This window comes from Halomonas sp. JB37, assembly GCF_002332255.1.
GTDB lineage: Bacteria > Pseudomonadota > Gammaproteobacteria > Pseudomonadales > Halomonadaceae > Vreelandella > Vreelandella casei.
On record NZ_NRGW01000001.1, the window covers coordinates 477,069 to 493,266 of the forward strand.

The 16,198-nt window shown below is 55.9% G+C and carries 14 protein-coding genes; 11 read left to right on the plus strand and 3 right to left on the minus strand.

Annotated elements, in window-relative coordinates:
* The first annotated feature begins 69 nt into the window (after positions 1 to 69).
* From gmk to CIK78_RS02370, 4 genes are all read left to right on the plus strand, one after another.
* Positions 70 to 702, plus strand: coding sequence for a guanylate kinase (gene gmk / locus CIK78_RS02355; RefSeq protein WP_096276853.1), 633 nt, complete (start codon positions 70 to 72; stop codon positions 700 to 702).
* Positions 703 to 840: 138 nt separating this feature from the next.
* On the plus strand, positions 841 to 1,098 hold the full coding sequence (rpoZ, locus tag CIK78_RS02360) for a DNA-directed RNA polymerase subunit omega (protein ID WP_007112267.1): 258 nt from the start codon (positions 841 to 843) through the stop codon (positions 1,096 to 1,098).
* A gap of 44 nt (positions 1,099 to 1,142) precedes the next feature.
* The gene (locus tag CIK78_RS02365) at positions 1,143 to 3,287 is read left to right on the plus strand and encodes a RelA/SpoT family protein (protein ID WP_096276855.1); all 2,145 of its coding nucleotides are present in this window, start codon (positions 1,143 to 1,145) and stop codon (positions 3,285 to 3,287) included.
* A gap of 123 nt (positions 3,288 to 3,410) precedes the next feature.
* Positions 3,411 to 3,800, plus strand: a complete 390-nt coding sequence (locus tag CIK78_RS02370; RefSeq protein WP_096276857.1) for a RidA family protein — start codon at positions 3,411 to 3,413, stop codon at positions 3,798 to 3,800.
* 26 nt (positions 3,801 to 3,826) lie between these two features.
* Here CIK78_RS02370 and CIK78_RS02375 read toward each other — a convergent pair whose 3' ends face one another.
* Complete coding sequence (locus CIK78_RS02375; protein WP_096276859.1) at positions 3,827 to 4,708, minus strand: SDR family oxidoreductase; 882 nt, start codon at positions 4,706 to 4,708, stop codon at positions 3,827 to 3,829.
* A 196-nt stretch (positions 4,709 to 4,904) separates the two neighbouring features.
* Here CIK78_RS02375 and CIK78_RS02380 point away from each other — a divergent pair, with 196 nt between their 5' ends.
* Complete coding sequence (locus CIK78_RS02380) at positions 4,905 to 5,834, plus strand: hydrogen peroxide-inducible genes activator (RefSeq protein ID WP_096276861.1); 930 nt, start codon at positions 4,905 to 4,907, stop codon at positions 5,832 to 5,834.
* Complete coding sequence (gene recG, locus CIK78_RS02385) at positions 5,831 to 7,909, plus strand: ATP-dependent DNA helicase RecG (RefSeq protein WP_096276863.1); 2,079 nt, start codon at positions 5,831 to 5,833, stop codon at positions 7,907 to 7,909. Before CIK78_RS02380 ends, recG begins: the two co-directional genes overlap by 4 nt.
* On the opposite strand, the gene yccS is transcribed toward recG, so the two are convergent.
* On the minus strand, positions 7,906 to 10,110 hold the full coding sequence (gene yccS / locus CIK78_RS02390) for a YccS family putative transporter (RefSeq protein ID WP_096276865.1): 2,205 nt from the start codon (positions 10,108 to 10,110) through the stop codon (positions 7,906 to 7,908). The two genes, recG and yccS, sit on opposite strands and share 4 nt — an antisense overlap.
* Before the next feature lie 236 nt (positions 10,111 to 10,346).
* Here yccS and CIK78_RS02395 point away from each other — a divergent pair, with 236 nt between their 5' ends.
* The 5 genes from CIK78_RS02395 to CIK78_RS02415 all read left to right on the plus strand — a co-directional run bounded on the left by CIK78_RS02395 (position 10,347) and on the right by CIK78_RS02415 (position 15,282).
* Positions 10,347 to 11,165, plus strand: coding sequence for a DUF3100 domain-containing protein (locus tag CIK78_RS02395; RefSeq protein ID WP_096276867.1), 819 nt, complete (start codon positions 10,347 to 10,349; stop codon positions 11,163 to 11,165).
* On the plus strand, positions 11,152 to 11,646 hold the full coding sequence (locus tag CIK78_RS02400) for a hypothetical protein (protein WP_096276869.1): 495 nt from the start codon (positions 11,152 to 11,154) through the stop codon (positions 11,644 to 11,646). Before CIK78_RS02395 ends, CIK78_RS02400 begins: the two co-directional genes overlap by 14 nt.
* An 11-nt stretch (positions 11,647 to 11,657) precedes the next feature.
* A complete protein-coding gene (locus CIK78_RS02405; protein ID WP_096276872.1) occupies positions 11,658 to 12,815 on the plus strand; it encodes a M20 aminoacylase family protein in 1,158 nt (385 codons plus the stop codon).
* Positions 12,816 to 12,964: 149 nt separating this feature from the next.
* The gene (locus tag CIK78_RS02410) at positions 12,965 to 13,849 is read left to right on the plus strand and encodes an NAD(P)-dependent oxidoreductase (RefSeq protein ID WP_096276874.1); all 885 of its coding nucleotides are present in this window, start codon (positions 12,965 to 12,967) and stop codon (positions 13,847 to 13,849) included.
* A complete protein-coding gene (locus tag CIK78_RS02415; RefSeq protein ID WP_343218230.1) occupies positions 13,849 to 15,282 on the plus strand; it encodes an aldehyde dehydrogenase family protein in 1,434 nt (477 codons plus the stop codon). Before CIK78_RS02410 ends, CIK78_RS02415 begins: the two co-directional genes overlap by 1 nt.
* Here the strand turns inward: CIK78_RS02415 and CIK78_RS02420 are convergent.
* Positions 15,245 to 16,189 carry a LysR family transcriptional regulator gene (locus tag CIK78_RS02420; RefSeq protein WP_096276876.1) on the minus strand — a complete coding sequence of 315 codons (945 nt, stop codon included), beginning with the start codon at positions 16,187 to 16,189 and terminating at the stop codon, positions 15,245 to 15,247. The two genes, CIK78_RS02415 and CIK78_RS02420, sit on opposite strands and share 38 nt — an antisense overlap.
* Between the last annotated feature and the right edge of the window lie 9 nt (positions 16,190 to 16,198).

A 16,198-nucleotide genomic window follows, 5' to 3' on the forward strand; every position in this document is an offset into this window, starting at 1 on the left:
TTATTTTTGCCCTTTATTTTTCACAACTTATTTTCGCAACTTATTTGCGCAAACTGGGGAAATTGTTTCATGTCCCAAGGTACGCTTTTTATTGTTTCTGCTCCGTCGGGTGCTGGCAAGACCAGTTTGGTGCGTGAACTCATCGAAAGCCTGGATGGTATTCAAGTATCGGTGTCGCACACTACCCGTGCGAAGCGCGAGGGTGAAGTGAATGGCGTGAATTACCATTTCACTGATGTGGCCGCGTTTGAAACGATGATCGCGCGAGGTGAGTTTTTTGAGTATGCCAGAGTATTCGATAATTACTACGGCACCTCACGCCAGGCGGTACAAGCATTACTGACGGCTGGGCAGGACGTTATTCTTGAAATTGACTGGCAGGGTGCACAGCAGGTGCGCGTGCAAATGCCTGATGCGGTATCGATTTTTATTTTACCGCCGTCGCGTGATGAGCTGGAGCGGCGCTTATCAAGCCGTGGCACTGACGAGCATGCGGTCATCGCCCGACGCATGCGCGAAGCGGTCAGCGAGATGTCTCATTACCATGAATATGACTATCTCGTCGTCAACGATGACTTCACTACCGCGCTGCAGGAATTACAGTCGTTGGTCATTAGCCGTCGCTTAAGCCGCTCGTTAATGAGTGAGCGCCACGCTTTGCTATTATCTGCGCTCTTGTCACAGGCGCCTGCAATCGAGTAATCTGTTCGGTTCTATTGTTTTTAAATGCCGTTTTTAAATACTGTTTTAAGTGCGGTGTTAAATGCGTTTTTCCGCTGGGTCGGCCCGTTTATGTTCCATACGGCGCCGGCCTGGTTCTGTCATAACAGGAAGGCTCCCATGGCTCGCGTAACCGTTGAAGATTGTCTTGAAAATGTTGAAAACCGTTTCAAGCTGGTGATGATTTCTACCCAGCGTGCTCGCCAGCTTGCGCGCGGCTCACGTGATGCGTTGCTACCGTGGGAAAACGACAAGCCGACGGTGATGGCGCTGCGTGAAATTGCGGCAGGCCTGGTGGATCACACGGTTCTGGACGAGCCTGTTGAAGCCGCTGTGCGTCCGCGTCCTGCGATGGCACCGACTCATATCGACGACTAACGGTTATCAAGAAATCGATAACGCAAGCGATAGAGGCGCGGTAGATGTTCACCATTGATGACCTGGCCGACCGACTCGGCGGCTATTTACCCCCGGATGAAATCCAGCAGGTCAAACGCGCCTTCTATTACGCTGAGCAGGCCCACGATGGCCAGCGGCGTCGCTCTGGCGAGCCTTATGTTACCCACCCGCTAGCGGTGGCGAACATTCTTGCCAACATGCACATGGACCATCAAAGTTTGATGGCAGCTATGTTGCATGATGTTATCGAAGATACCGGGGTATCCAAAAAAGCCCTGGCCGAGCAGTTTGGTAAACCGGTGGCAGAACTGGTGGATGGGGTATCAAAGCTTACCCAAATCACCTTTGAAGACAAAGCGGTTGCTCAGGCCGAAAACTTCCAGAAAATGGTGCTGGCGATGTCGCGAGATATTCGCGTCATCATCGTCAAGCTTGCCGATCGGCTGCACAACATGCGCACGCTTGGGGCACTGCGCCCGGATAAAAAGCGCCGTATTGCCCGTGAAACGCTGGAAATTTACGCGCGCATTGCCGGCCGGCTAGGCATCAACACCATTCGCATCGAGCTTGAAGACCTCTCTTTTCAGGCCATTCACCCAATGCGTGCCGAGCGCATTAAGCGCGCCGTCGCTAGCGCTCGTGGGCATCGGCGTAGTGCCATGCGCGAAATTCAGTCGTCGCTGCAAAAAAGCCTCGATGACGATGGGCTCAATGGCACCGTGATTGGGCGCCAAAAGCATCTACTGTCGATCTATAAAAAGATGCGTGATAAGCGTAAGCCTTTTGCCGAAATTATGGATGTATTTGGTTTTCGCATTATCACGGAAGATGTGGCCAGCTGTTACCGTATTTTAGGCGTGGTGCATAACCTCTATAAGCCCGTCCCGGGGCGTTTTAAAGACTACATCGCGATTCCCAAGGCCAACGGCTATCAGAGCCTACATACTACGCTGTTTGGCTCACGCGGCATGCCTATCGAAGTGCAGATACGCACGCGCGAAATGGAAGCCATGGCGAATAACGGTATTGCCGCCCACTGGCTTTACAAGGCGGGGCAAACCTCGCACCCGATTGCCGAAGGTAGCCATGCACGCGCCCGGGCATGGGTGAAAGGCCTGCTGGAAATGCAGCGCCATGCCGGCGACTCACTGGAATTTATTGAACACGTCAAAAATGACCTGTTCCCTGACGATATCTATGTGTTTACGCCCAAAGGCGACATCATGGAGCTTCCCCAGGGAGCTACCGTGATCGATTTTGCCTACACCGTGCACACGGATATCGGCAATAACTGTATCGCCTGCCGTATTGATCGGCACTTGGCGCCGCTCTCTACGCGTTTAGAAAGCGGCCAGACGCTCGAAATTATTACCGCCCCTGGTGCGCGCCCCAATCTTGCCTGGCTTAACTTCGTGACTACCGCGAAGGCGCGTTCAGCCATTCGCCACGCGCTTAAATATCAGCAGCAAACCGAGGCCGTCATGTTGGGCCGTCGGTTGCTCAATAAAGCCCTGGCGCCGTTTGACACCAGCCTGGAAGAACTGGACGAAAGCGTGCTCAAACGGGCCTTTAAAGAGCTGGATGTCTCGTCTGAAGAGTCGCTATTGGAGTCACTGGGGCTGGGTAATCGCATGACGCAGGTGGTGGCAAGACGCTTAGTGGACGCCGCACACGGCGGTCACTATGTGCATCCTGCTACCGAAGACGGTAGCAAAGCGGTAGTGATCAGCGGCAGTGAAGGCATGGTGATCAACTTTGCGCGCTGCTGCCATCCGCTGCCGGGCGACCCGGTTGTTGGCCATCTTTCCATGGGGAAGGGCTTGGTTGTACACCGTGCCGAATGTAAAAACGTTGTTGATAAGAACTTTGCCGATAAAAATGATCCCGACAAGCTCTTCGCGCTGGAGTGGTCAGACACGATAGATGAAGACTTCCCGGTCGCCCTGCGCATTGAAATTGAGAGCCGCCGTGGGCTTGTGGCTGAGCTTGCTGGACTAGTCACGGATGCGGATGCCAATATCGAACGTATTGGTATTGAAGAACGCGATGCACACCTTTCGACGGTCACGCTGACGCTGTCTGTGAAAGGGCGAGTGCATTTAGCACGGATTATCAAACGGATCCGTAATCTATCTAGTGTCGGCAAAATCACCCGACTCGCCAACTAAAATCCCTATACACGACCTACTGATGCACTATCGGTAGCGTCTGCTATTGGTGGCGTTGGCTGAGTACTTATTTTAACGACGTATTCGAACGACTAATTATTCACTGAAGGAGCGAGACATCGCATGAGCAATAAGGCTGTTATCAACACCAGCAAAGCCCCTGCTGCTATTGGCCCTTACTCCCAGGCTATTAAAGCGGGTAACACGGTTTATCTTTCTGGTCAGATTCCGCTCGACCCTGCCACCATGGCGATTGTGTCAGAAGACTTTGAAGCTCAGGCACGCCAAGTCTTTGCCAACCTGCAGGCCGTGTGTGAAGAAGCGGCAGGTTCACTGAGTGATATCGTGAAGCTGAACCTGTACTTGGTGGACTTGGATAACTTTGCCATTGTTAACCAAGTCATGGAAGAGTTCTTCACCGCTCCTTTCCCCGCCCGTGCTGCCGTCGGCGTCAAAGCGCTGCCCAAAGGCAGCCAGGTGGAAGCTGAAGCAGTGATGATCATCGGCGATTAATTTTGCCTGCGCTTCACCGCTGTATTTTATACGGGGTTAACCGCTAGGAAGCCGCCTTCTTTAAGCACCTGTGTATAACCTTCACGGTAGCTCGGGAAGCGGAACTGATAGCCGGCGTCGATGAGGCGCTGGTTATCACAGCGCTTGCTGGCGCGGCGGCGTAACGGGGATTGCATCGTCTCAGTGGCCGCTACTTTCAACTGCTGGGCAAGCCACATCATGACGTTATGCATCGTGACGGGCTCACAATCGCTGCCGAGATAGATATCTTCCAGCGGCTCGCCGCTTTCCTGGCGACGAATCAAGTGGGCGATAATGCCGGTGCAGTCGTCGCGGTGAATGCGGTTGGAGTAAATCACCGGTGTAATCGCGGCCACGCGACCTTCGGCGACCTGATGAATCAGCCGGTCACGGCCTGGGCCGTAGATACCGGAGAAGCGAATCACCGTGCCGGGAAGCGAATGATTTATCAGCGCCTGCTCGGCTTCGCACATTAGCTTGCCAGAGAAGCTAGTCGGATCGGTGGGGCTCTGTTCGTTGACCACTTCGCCTTCCTGCTGGCCATGGACGCTGGTCGAAGACACAAAAAACACCCGACGCGGCAGTTTTTTGTGCTGCGCCATGATGCCCAGTACGCGCTTTAAGCCTTCGGGATAAGCACTTTGATAAGCGCTTTCTTCAAAGCGGTCCGCGCTCACCGTATACACGACATAGTCAGCGTGAGGAAGGCTTGAGGCGTCGGCGTCTTCCAGGCTATTCAGGTCTAGCGCGAGCGGTTTAATCCCGGTGCCCTTTAAGGCCTCGACGTTGCGGCGTAAGCCAATCACCCGGTGCCCTTCCTCCAGCAACTCGCGTCCAAGGTTGATCCCAATATCGCCACAGCCGATAATCAGTACGGTTAGCTTCACCGTGCTCACTCCTGTTGATTAATATTCCCTATTAGATACAAAATCTCTGTCAACGATTACAGTGAACCATGACACTGTCAGTTGAGAAAATCGTCAGTAGAGAAGATCGTCGGCAGAGCTTGCTTGTCCTTTTCCGTCCCGCTGACAGCATGCTATTAGTCACACGCTGCTACAAGAGGATGCCACTGGCACCGCTATGACTTTAACAGAACTTCGCTACATCGTAACCCTTGCCCAAGAGCGCCATTTTGGCCGCGCGGCAGAGCGCTGCCATGTCTCTCAGCCCACGCTATCGGTGGCGGTGAAAAAGCTGGAAGAAGAGCTCGAGACGCCGCTATTTGAGCGCTCGAAATCCACCGTGCAGGTCACGCCATTAGGTGAAAAAATTGTTGCCCAGGCGCAGCGAGTGCTGGAACAGAGCACGCTGATATTTGAGTTGGCCAGTAGCGGTAAAGACCAGCTAGCCAACCCGCTGCGTATTGGCGCGATCTATACCATAGGGCCCTATTTATTTCCTCACCTGGTGCCTGCGCTGGCTAACGCTGCCCCGCAAATGCCGCTGTATATCGAAGAGGGCATGACCGGCACTCTGCGTGGCAAGCTAAGAAGCGGTGAGCTGGATGTGATTATTGTGGCACTGCCCTTCACCGAGACCGATGTGGTCACCAAGCCGATCTACGACGAAGCGTTTGAAGTGTTAATGCCGGCTAATCACGCTTGGGTGACGCGCGAGGCGATCAATAAAGAAGATTTACTCGAAGAGCGTCTGTTATTGCTCGGTGAAGGCCACTGCTTCCGTGACCAAATTCTTGAAGCCTGCCCGGCGATTACCCACAAGCTCAACAGTCCCAATAACACGCTGATTGCGGAAGGCGGCTCGCTGGAGACCATTCGCCATATGGTGGCCTCCCGGTTGGGCATTACCGTTTTGCCACAGTCGGCGCTGGGTACCGACCAGTATGAAAATGCCATGTTGGTCAGTCGTCCCTTCGTTGAACCCGCACCGTCGCGCACCGTGGCGATTGCCTGGCGGGCAAGCTTTCCGCGGCCAAAGGCGATTGAAGCGTTGATTCAGGCGATCAGCCAGTGCCGTCAGCCCTCTCAGGCTGTGAAAAGCGCCTCATGAGCGATCTCTCCGCCCCCATCACGTCGCTTAAAGGCGTAGGCGAAGCCCTCGCGCTAAAGCTTAGCCGCTTGGCTATTCAGCGCGTTAGCGACCTGCTCTTTCATCTGCCGCTACGTTATCAAGACCGCACGCGCCTGACGCCCATTGGCCTGTTGCGCGCCGGGCAAGAAGCGGTGATTGAAGGCGAAGTGACGGCCTGCGACGTGGTAAAAGGGCGGCGGCGCAGCCTGCTAGTACGGGTGCGTGATAACAGCGGTATTTTGAGTCTGCGCTTTTTCCACTTCTCGCCCGCCCAGCAGCAACAGCTGCACCCCGGTGCGAGCGTGCGCGCCTTTGGAGAAGCCCGTGCTGGGGCAACGGGTTTAGAGATCTATCATCCTGAATACCGGTTAATGGGGGGCAGTGAAGCACCGGTAGACGAGTATTTCACGCCTATTTATCCCACCACCGAAGGGCTCAATCAGCCGCGCCTGCGTGCCTTGACGCAGCAGGCTCTTGGGCTGTTAGACGCGGCACCCGAAGCGCTGCCTGACGTTATTCCTGATGCGCTGCGCCAGCGCTTTCAGCTACCGGGACTTCACGCCAGTTTGCACTTACTGCATCAGCCACCGCCCGATGTGAATATCGAACAGTTAACCTGGGGCCAGCATCCGGCCACGCGCCGGCTCGCGTTGGAAGAGCTGCTGGCTCACCAGTTAAGCCTGCGCGAGGTTCGTCTGCGTATTCAGGCCGATGGTGCCCCGGCGCTACCCTCAGGGCGTAGCCTGCAGGCGCGTTTTTTGGCGCAGCTCCCGTTTGCTCTGACCGGTGCTCAGCGCCGTGTATTGGAAGAAATCAGCCTCGATTTAAGCCGCCCAGCGCCAATGCTGCGCTTGGTTCAAGGCGATGTGGGGTCAGGCAAAACCGTCGTGGCGGCCATGGCCGCGCTGTGTGCCCTGGCGGGTAACTGCCAAGCCGCGATCATGGCGCCGACGGAAATCCTTGCTGAGCAGCACTACCGCTCGTTTAAAGCGTGGTTTGAGCCGCTGGGTATCGAAGTAGCGTGGTTGGCGGGTAAGCTCAAAGGTAAAGCGCGGTTGGATGCTAAGGCCGCGATTGCCGATGGCCGCGCGCGAATGATCGTCGGTACCCACGCGCTGTTCCAAGACGACGTGCACTTTCAGTGCTTAGGGCTGGCGATTATTGACGAGCAGCACCGTTTTGGCGTGCATCAGCGTCTAGCGCTGCGTGAAAAAGGCGAGGCGGGTGGGCTGACCCCGCATCAGCTCATCATGACCGCTACGCCGATTCCACGCACGCTGGCCATGAGCGCCTACGCGGACCTGGATGTGTCAGTCATTGACGAGCTGCCTCCTGGCCGTACGCCGGTTAAAACTGTGGTGGTGCCTGACGAGCGGCGTCCTGAAGTGGTGGAGCGTATTCGGCTTGCCTGCAGCGAAGGCCGCCAGGCGTACTGGGTGTGTACGCTGATTGATGAATCCGAAGTACTGCAATGCCAGGCTGCCGAGGTGACACGCGATGAATTAACGGTGGCGCTACCAGAGCTGGCCGTGGGTTTGATTCACGGGCGCATGAAATCAAGTGAGAAAGCCGAGGTAATGACGGCATTCAAAGCAGGCGAGCTAGACTTGCTGGTGGCCACCACGGTGATCGAGGTCGGTGTGGATGTGCCCAATGCGAGCCTGATGATTATCGAAAACCCTGAGCGACTGGGGCTTTCCCAGCTTCACCAGCTACGTGGCCGGGTAGGGCGCGGCAGCACGGAAAGCTTTTGCGTGTTGCTCTACCATCCGCCGCTGTCGAAAAGCTCCCGCCAGCGCTTGGCAGTGATGCGCGAAACGACCGATGGTTTCCGTATTGCGGAAAAAGATTTAGAAATTCGCGGGCCAGGCGAAGTGCTGGGCACTCGCCAAACGGGTCTTGCGCAGATGAAAATCGCCGACCTAGAGCGCGATGCGGACCTGTTAGAGCGCGTTACCGCCATGGCCCAGACGCTGCAAGGCAACGCAGACGTAACCGCTGTATTGGTACGCCGCTGGCTGGGAGAAGCCGCGGGCCGCTATGGGCAGGTTTAAGCGTTAACGCTGCTGGATACAGGCGCTTCGTTGACGACCAACCGATTAGCAGCCTCGCCCAGCGGCGCTAGCTGTTCAGCAATTAGGCGCAGCTGGCTTTGAATAGGGCGATACAGAGCGACGGCTTGTTCGTCTGCGCTAGCAGCGCTTTGCTCCTCTAATTGCGTTAATAGCGCGGCCGTTTGCTCTGCCAGTATTTCTACCGGCTGGCGTTTGTTTAGCTGTTCTGCGATATGACCTAACAGTTCGCCAATACGTGTTGCTACCGGCACTAGCGTGGCATCGTCTTCATCGTCGGCTAATTGATGGCGATGGGCGCCTAGGGCCGAGAGGTGGCTGAGCAGCGTGTTGGAAAGCACTAGAAAACGCAGTCCGTTGTCTGCATCCAGTTTCCGGTAGTGGCCGGGCTCGTGGAGCATGTTGGTGAGCAGTGTGGAAAGCGCGGCATCGGCATTGTGGGCATTGCGTCGCGCCAAGCGGTAGGCCAAGCCATCCTGCTTGCCTTCCTCGTACTGGTGGATAATCTCTTCAAGGTAGCGGCGATGGCCGTTCAGCGCGTTGGCGGCCTCGCGGTAAAGCCTGCGGCCCTGCCAGTCGGGCAGAATAAAAAATACCGCTAATCCTGCAATCACCGAGCCAATCAAGGTATCGAAAAGACGCGGCAAGATCAGATTAAAGCCATCGCCTACTTGGTTGAAGCTGCATAGCACAAGCAGCGTGATAGAGGCGGTAGCGATAACATAGTGTTTTTCGCGGTTGGCAAAGAACGATACCCCTGCGGCCACGGCGATCATGCTTTGCACCAGCGGGTGGGGGAAAAGGCTGATCGACGCCCAGCCAATGACCAGTCCCAATACGGTGCCCAGCATGCGTTGCGATAAGAACCGCCGCGTGGTGGCAAAGTTAGGCCGGCATACAAACAGCGTCGTGAGCAGAATCCAGAAGCCTTGTTCCGGGTCAATCCACTGCAATAACCCATAGCCTGCCATCAGCGCGATGGATAGCCGCACCGCGTGACGAAAGGTGGGTGAGCCCAGGGTGAAGTTCAGGCGCACCCGCTTCCACGCTTCTAGCACGCTAGACGGAGAGCGGTCATAGAGTGCGCTATCGCGCCGCTCTTCGCTGGCATCGGGATTGTGTGCGCTGGCAAGTTGAGTTTCTAACGTCGCTAAGTTGTCGGCGAGGGCACTCAGCGGATAAAGCAGCGGGCGCCATTCGGGCCTGCCCCGGTCGCGGAGGTTCTCAATGGAGGCGTGTAGGTCGGCCAAAGCTTCTTCGCTCTGCTGGTGATCAAACGGCCGCTTGAGCAGCAGTGATTTGGCCAGCTGGCGGCAGGAGCGGCCCTGTTGATCTAGCAGTCGTTGGCAGCGAAACAGCACATCATGATGGAAAAAGGCCTTACTGAGCGCGCTATAGGGATAGTGGGTTGAGCTGGCGCGTTCATGAATATCCTGGGCGATAAAGTAGATACGCAGGTAGCGGTTTAGCCTGCGGTTGCCGCGCTGCCCTTCAAGGCGGCGAAAAATCATTTCTTTGGCTTGATTGAGCGCGTCAACGACGTTGCCGTTCTGGCGTGCCAGCGCCAACCTGCGTGCTTCGACATCAACGCCGCGCACGGGCTCAAACAGCGCGGATTTTAATATTAGAAACTCGCCCAGCGCTTTGTAGACCCGGGCCATGCTCTGCTTTACCGGTTGGCGCGAAAACAACGCACACCACACCACCGAAATTAATCCATACCACACCGCACCGCCGAGCAGGAGTAGCTGGCGTGCGGCCACGTCTGCGTCTACGCCGCCATGCTGTTCGATGTTGATCATTGAATAAATCGACAATATGAGCGTGCCCGAGGCAATGGTGGCGTAACGCTGCCCAATAGCGCCGAGCATAATGAGCGTGAACGTAGAAACACCCAGTCCAAGGACAAATAGCCAGGGCCAGGGGAACAGCCATTGAACGATAAATGATGCCGAGGTAAAGCAGACCAACGTCACGACGAGCGCTTGAAAACGCCCCTGCCAGCTGTCGTCGGTTTCAGAAAGCGCGCAGGCGATAATCCCCAAAAATAGTGGAATGACTAACGCTATATCGCCAGACAGGCCGCTTAAAAGCAGAGCACCGCTGAACGCTATAAAAACGCGCAGGCTGTAAGCAAATTTATCCAGGGTCCAAAGGCGCCGCAGCGGCAGTGAAATTGGCATAGCGTCTCTTATTGGCGGTCATTAGACTTTAGTATAGTTTTGTCAGTATAGAGCGTTGCAGCGGTGTTTGTCGCCAACAGTTCAATCAACGTTTAATCAATTTTTTCATGTTACGTCACAGCATTGTCATTGATCCAGGGGCGGAGTGTTCTAAAAAATAGCGCGCTAAACCCCTATGATTAGAACACTAACTTTTCGATACTCACAGTGACTCTAAAAAAAACAGGATCATCCCAATGGATCTCAAGCTGTTGCTGAACTGGCGTCTGCACCTGATGGTGATAGTCACGTCGATGTTTGCTGAGTGGATAGGCATCGTGCGAATTCCGCTTGGGCCTGGAACACTACTGTTATTACCGCTGCTATACGCGTTTGTGATTGGCGTTTTGTTTAATCCTCATCTGTTTTCGGGCATGGGTAAGATTATTCCCAAGCCGGTCAGCAATGCAGCGGGGCCGATCATTTTGATCGCCATCCTGCCGTTCATTGCTAAATTTGGCTCTACCATTGGCCCGGCGATTGATCAGATCATCGCTGCAGGCCCCGCGCTGATACTTCAAGAACTGGGTAATCTGGGCACCATGCTGATAGCGCTGCCCTTTGCGGTACTGGTTCTCAAGATGGGCCGGGAGGCGATTGGTGCGACTTACTCTATCGCTCGTGAACCCAATATTGCCATTATCTCAGACCGTTACGGACTAAGAAGCCCGGAAGGTATCGGCATTATGGGCGTTTACGTGGTGGGAACCATGTTCGGCACGCTCTACTTCGCCTTGCTAGCCGGCTACATCGCCTCGCTGGATATTCTTGATATTCGCGCCTTAGCCATGGCGTGTGGCGTGGGCAGCGGCAGTATGGTGGCAGCATGCTCGGCGGCGTTAGCTGAAGCGGTGCCTGCTTCCAGAGATGAGCTGCTGGCCTTTGCAGGGGCAAGTAACCTGCTGACTTATGCCACTGGCCTGTACGTTTCACTGTTTATCGCACTGCCGGTAACCGAGTGGATGTACAAGCGCCTAAAAGGTTCGCGCCAGGAGGCCCGCCATGAAAACTCATGAAACTAGTGTTGATAGCTTTGACGCTGAAGCGTTAAAAGAGCTGCGCCCTGAAAATCAGCTGGGCAAAACAGCGTTGGTACTAGCGGCGGTGTGTGTGGCTGCCTGGTTTAGCAATGTGGTCAACGGTGCGCCGTTATTAGACGCGCTACCCGGCATGCTGATTCTGTATGTCATGGTCATTATTGGCTTAGTGATGGGGCGGCTTTGTCCCTTCTACCTACCTAGCGTTGCGTGGGTGTCATTGATTAGCATTATTGCAACGCTGCCAGTGTTCCCCGTTAGTGAGTGGATTATCGCGCAGTTAGCCGCAGTGAACTTCCTGGCGGTGGTTACGCCCGTGTTGGCGTATGCAGGGTTGGCACTGACAGGGCGTGAATTTGCCATGTTCAAGCAAGCCGGTTGGAAGCTGGTGATTGTGTCGCTGTTAGTTTTCACCGGTACCTTTATTGGTTCAGCGGTGGTTGCTCACATAATGCTTTAAGGAGAGTTAGGATGACGGCCTCAATTCGTTTACCCGACAGCGCAGAATTAAGCGCCTGGCGTCACGATTTTCACCAGCACCCTGAAACCGCTTTTGAAGAGCATCGCACCAGCGCACGTATTGCCGCACTGCTCACCGAGTGGGGCTATGAAGTGACCACGGGGCTCGCTGGCACTGGCGTCGTTGCTGCGCTGGATGGTCAGCGCGGTGACGGCAAAACCATTGGTCTGCGGGCTGATATCGATGCGTTGGACATTCTTGAAGAGACGTCGCTTGCGTACGCCTCTCAAACGCCGGGCAAGATGCACGCCTGCGGCCACGACGGCCACACCACCATGCTGCTGGGTGCCGCCTGGGCATTAAAGCAGCAGCCGGACTTTAAAGGCCGCGTGGTGTTTATCTTCCAGCCTGCCGAAGAAAGCGCCGGCGGTGGGCGCGTGATGGTCGAAGCCGGGTTGTTTGAGCGCTTTCCTATGGATGCGGTGTACGGCCTGCATAACTGGCCGGGGCTGCCGGTGGGTGTTGCGGCGGTGCATGATACCGATGTGATGGCGGCCTTTGATATTTTCAGCTTAACGTTGACCGGAAAGGGCTGCCACGCGGCCATGCCGCACCTGGGTATCGATACGGTGTTAGCCAGCTGTCAGCTGGTTAGCCAGCTGCAAGGGTTAGTGAGTCGCGAAACGCCGCCCAATCAGTCTGCCGTGTTGAGTATTACCAGCATGCATGCCGGGGATACTTTCAACGTGATTCCGGAGCGGGTGGAGCTACGCGGCACATTGCGCTGTTTTGATATGGCGCTTAAAGAACACCTTGAGGCGCGCTTTAAGCAGGCGATTGCAAGTTCGGCAGAGTTTCACGGCTTAACCGTTGAGCTGGATTACCAGCGCTGCTACCCCGCCACTATCAATACCCCAGAGCATGCCCAGCACTGTGCCACGGTGCTGGAAAACCTGTTAGGTGAAGAAAGCGTGCTGCGTAACCCGCCGCCGAGCATGGCCTCTGAAGATTTCTCGTTTCTGCTCGCCGAGCGGCCGGGGGCTTACATTTGGATGGGCAACGGCGAGGATTCCGCCTCGTTACACAACCCTCACTATGACTTTAACGACGCGCTGCTTCCGCTAGGTACGCGTTACTGGGTAGAGCTGGTACGCGCGCTGCTTGTCTAAAGCAGACGTTAACCGCTAAACGCTCTTTTTAAGCATCTGCGTTATTCGCTCTTCTATGCCCGATGGGTAGGGGAGCGGCTACGCCCAATTTCTACGTTGAGCCTCTTTACGCGGCACATTGCTTAGTAAAGGCGCTTAGGAGTTTTACTATGTTAACCATTACGGTGATTGGCCTGGGGCAGATGGGTGGCAATATGGCGCTCACCCTTAAAGCCGCAGGCTTTACAGTAACGGGCAGCGACGTGTTTGAACCCGCGCGGTCGCGGCTGGCTGAACAAGGGTTGGCCGTTGTAACGCCTGAGGCACTGCCCGCCAGCGACGTGTATCTGCTGTCGCTGCCCACGTCCGCTCATGTGCGTGAAGTTATCGAGCACTCACCGGGGCTACTCAAGCTGGCGCCTAAAGGCAGCGTGATTGTCGATACATCCACCAGCGACCCCGTGGTTAGCCGAAAGCTGGCTGAGAAAGTCATTGCTGCGGGCCTTCAATGGTTGGATGCGCCGGTAAGCGGGGGGCCGAAAGGCGCCGCTAGCGGCAAGCTGGGGATGCTCCTCGGGGGCGACACTGCCACCATCGAACGCGTTAATCCGATGCTGGAAGCAATGTCGGCTAAGCGCACCCACGTGGGCGGCCCTGGCTGTGGCCACGTTGTTAAACTCGCGAATAATTACCTGTGTGCTGCGCACTTGCTAACCACCGCTGAGGCGGTGGCCATGGCGACGAAAGCCGGCGTTGCCCCCGCGGCCTGCTTAGCCGGGATTAATAGTGGCTCTGGGCGCAGCGCGGTGAGTGAAGTGAATTTCCCTGAGTGGGTGTTGAGTGAGCGCTTTGATTCCGGGTTTACCACCGGCTTGATGCGTAAAGATTTGCGTTTGGCGCGGGATGCCGCTGAGCAGCTCAATATTCCTCTGGGCCTGCTCAACGCCGTTGTCGATGCTTGGCACGCGAATGCTAATCAGCCAACTGATAGCGATGATTTTAACCATATTGCGACGCCCATTTTAGCGCGTGCCACGCAGGCGGAGGAAAAGTGATGACCTCACTTAATCAACTTGCCCGTGAACGCCTTGCCGAACTGCTTGAAGGTTTCGGCTTGGCGGCTGACACGCCACTGAGTAATTGGATTGATGGCGGCTTAGTGGCGGGAGACGGCGAGCAAATTACCCTGACTAACCCTGCTACCGGTGAAGCGCTGGTCAGCTATCACGATGCGGGCGCTACACTGATTGAGCGTGCCACCCAAGCGGCGACGCGTGGGCAGCGGGAATGGATGGCGCTAACCGCCAGCGAACGTGGTCGACGCATGCATGCTGCGCTGCGCGGTCTAGAAGGCCATGAAGAGGCGCTGGCGCAGTTGGAAAGTGTTGTCGCCGGTAAGCCGATCCGCGACTGCCGCGCTGAAGTGGGCAAAGTACGTGAGATGTTTGAATACTATGCGGGCTGGTGCGACAAACAGCATGGCGAAGTGATTCCGGTGCCGACATCGCATCTTAACTACGTGCGTCACGTACCTTATGGCGTGGTAGGGCAAATTACCCCGTGGAACGCGCCGATGTTTACCTGCGCCTGGCAGCTGGCCCCGGCCATTGCGGCGGGCAATGGCGCAGTATTGAAGCCCTCTGAGCTAACGCCCTTTTCATCGGTGGTGATTGCAATGCTGCTCGAAACCGGTGGGCAAGGGCTGCCTAAAGGCCTGATTAATATTGTTAACGGGCTGGGTAAGACGACCGGCGCGGCGCTAACCGATCACCCCACCATCAGTAAGCTGGTGTTTGTTGGCTCACCTCAGAGCGGGCGCATGATTGCTGAAGCGGGCGCACGGCGCTTAGTGCCCAGCGTGTTAGAGCTTGGCGGGAAGTCGGCCAACATCGTATTTGCCGATGCTAAGCTGGATGAAGCCGTAGCAGGCGCTCAAGCTGCCATTTTTGCCGCCGCTGGGCAGAGCTGCGTGGCGGGCTCGCGGCTATTGATTGAGCGCTCGGTATTTGAGCAGGTCACCACGCGCTTAGCGCGCGCGGCAGAACAGATCGAAGTTGGGCTACCCAGTGAGGAAGCGACTCGAATGGGGCCTCTGCAAAATAGCCGTCAGTTTGATCAGGTTATGCGCATGATTGATGCCGCCGTGGCCGCTGGCGCGCGGCTATTAACGGGCGGTAAGCGTCCAGCGGGATTGCCTGAGGAAGCACAAGGCTACTTCATAGCTCCGACGGTTTTGGTCGACGTAACGCCCGATATGGAAATCGCCCAGCAGGAGGTTTTTGGCCCCGTATTGGTCGCCATGGGCTTTGACGATGAAGCCGAGGCTATTCGCTTAGCCAATGAAACGCGTTTTGGCCTGGCCGGTCAAGCGGCCTGGAGGGACTGCGTGAATATACCGTGCCGCAAAGCGTATGGGTGGAAACTGCGACACAGGCAAGCGTTGCCTTTGGCTATGGAAGCGGTGTTGGTTGATTATTCGCCGAACTAGAGTCTTGAAACGCCTGCATCCAGCGCTGTAAATGGCGCAGCAATAGAATGCTGGCTTTAGGCTGTTGGCGACCCACGCGGGTGACCATGTGCGCGTGGGAGCGCTGAAATAATGGGTTATCGACCGGCTGCGCGACGAGCGTACCTGCTTCTAAATCATGGGCGACGGCGAAGGCTGGCAGTAAAGTGATGCCCATGCCGCTGCGCACATACTGTGCCAACACCACCATTGAATTAGTGTTCATGGCTAGCTGTGGAACAATCCGCGCCTGTTGAAAAGCTTGATCAACCATTTGACGTACGCCGTGGCTGATATCCCACATGGCCATCGGCTGTGCGCTGAGCTGAATAAGTGAGAGCGGCGTGGTTTGTTGGGCTAGAGGGTGATCGGGAGATAAAATAGCCATCAGCGGCTGGGGGCTAGATGCCCAAAAGCGTAGCTGGGGGTGAGTGCGTTCGTGGAACATTAAACCGATATGGCTGTGATTGCCGACCACCGCTTCAATAATACCTGAGGTGCCTGCAATATGGATATCCAGCTGAATGCCTGCATAAAGCTGGGTAAATTCGTGTAGCGGGGACGCTACTAAATCGCTAACAAAACCCTCACCCACCGTGAGTGAAATTTTGCCGGTTTCCATACGCTGATAGGATTCAAGTGAGGCGATAAAGCCTTCATCAAGAGCCCCGCGGCGCTCGCAGTACTCAAGCAGCATTTCACCCACTGGCGTGGGTGAAATGCCGTCACGCTGACGCTCCATGAGGGTCGCCCCCAAGGCTTCTTCCAGCAATGAAATTTGCCGGCTAACTGCCGAGGGAGCAATGTCTAAGCGCGCCGCTGCGCGGCGCACCGAGCCAGACTCCAGGGTAACGCGGAAGTAAACTAAGCGTTGATGAGGTATATCCATCGAGAGCTG

Coding starts and splice junctions, on each gene's coding strand:
- CIK78_RS02415 (WP_343218230.1), top strand. CDS start 13,849: ATGACCTCACTTAATCAACTTGCCCGTGAACGCCTTGCCGAACTGCTT.
- CIK78_RS02395 (WP_096276867.1), top strand. CDS start 10,347: ATGGATCTCAAGCTGTTGCTGAACTGGCGTCTGCACCTGATGGTGATA.
- recG (WP_096276863.1), top strand. CDS start 5,831: ATGAGCGATCTCTCCGCCCCCATCACGTCGCTTAAAGGCGTAGGCGAA.
- CIK78_RS02365 (WP_096276855.1), top strand. CDS start 1,143: ATGTTCACCATTGATGACCTGGCCGACCGACTCGGCGGCTATTTACCC.
- CIK78_RS02370 (WP_096276857.1), top strand. CDS start 3,411: ATGAGCAATAAGGCTGTTATCAACACCAGCAAAGCCCCTGCTGCTATT.
- CIK78_RS02420 (WP_096276876.1), bottom strand. CDS start 16,189: ATGGATATACCTCATCAACGCTTAGTTTACTTCCGCGTTACCCTGGAG.
- CIK78_RS02410 (WP_096276874.1), top strand. CDS start 12,965: ATGTTAACCATTACGGTGATTGGCCTGGGGCAGATGGGTGGCAATATG.
- gmk (WP_096276853.1), top strand. CDS start 70: ATGTCCCAAGGTACGCTTTTTATTGTTTCTGCTCCGTCGGGTGCTGGC.
- CIK78_RS02380 (WP_096276861.1), top strand. CDS start 4,905: ATGACTTTAACAGAACTTCGCTACATCGTAACCCTTGCCCAAGAGCGC.
- CIK78_RS02400 (WP_096276869.1), top strand. CDS start 11,152: ATGAAAACTCATGAAACTAGTGTTGATAGCTTTGACGCTGAAGCGTTA.
- rpoZ (WP_007112267.1), top strand. CDS start 841: ATGGCTCGCGTAACCGTTGAAGATTGTCTTGAAAATGTTGAAAACCGT.
- yccS (WP_096276865.1), bottom strand. CDS start 10,110: ATGCCAATTTCACTGCCGCTGCGGCGCCTTTGGACCCTGGATAAATTT.
- CIK78_RS02405 (WP_096276872.1), top strand. CDS start 11,658: ATGACGGCCTCAATTCGTTTACCCGACAGCGCAGAATTAAGCGCCTGG.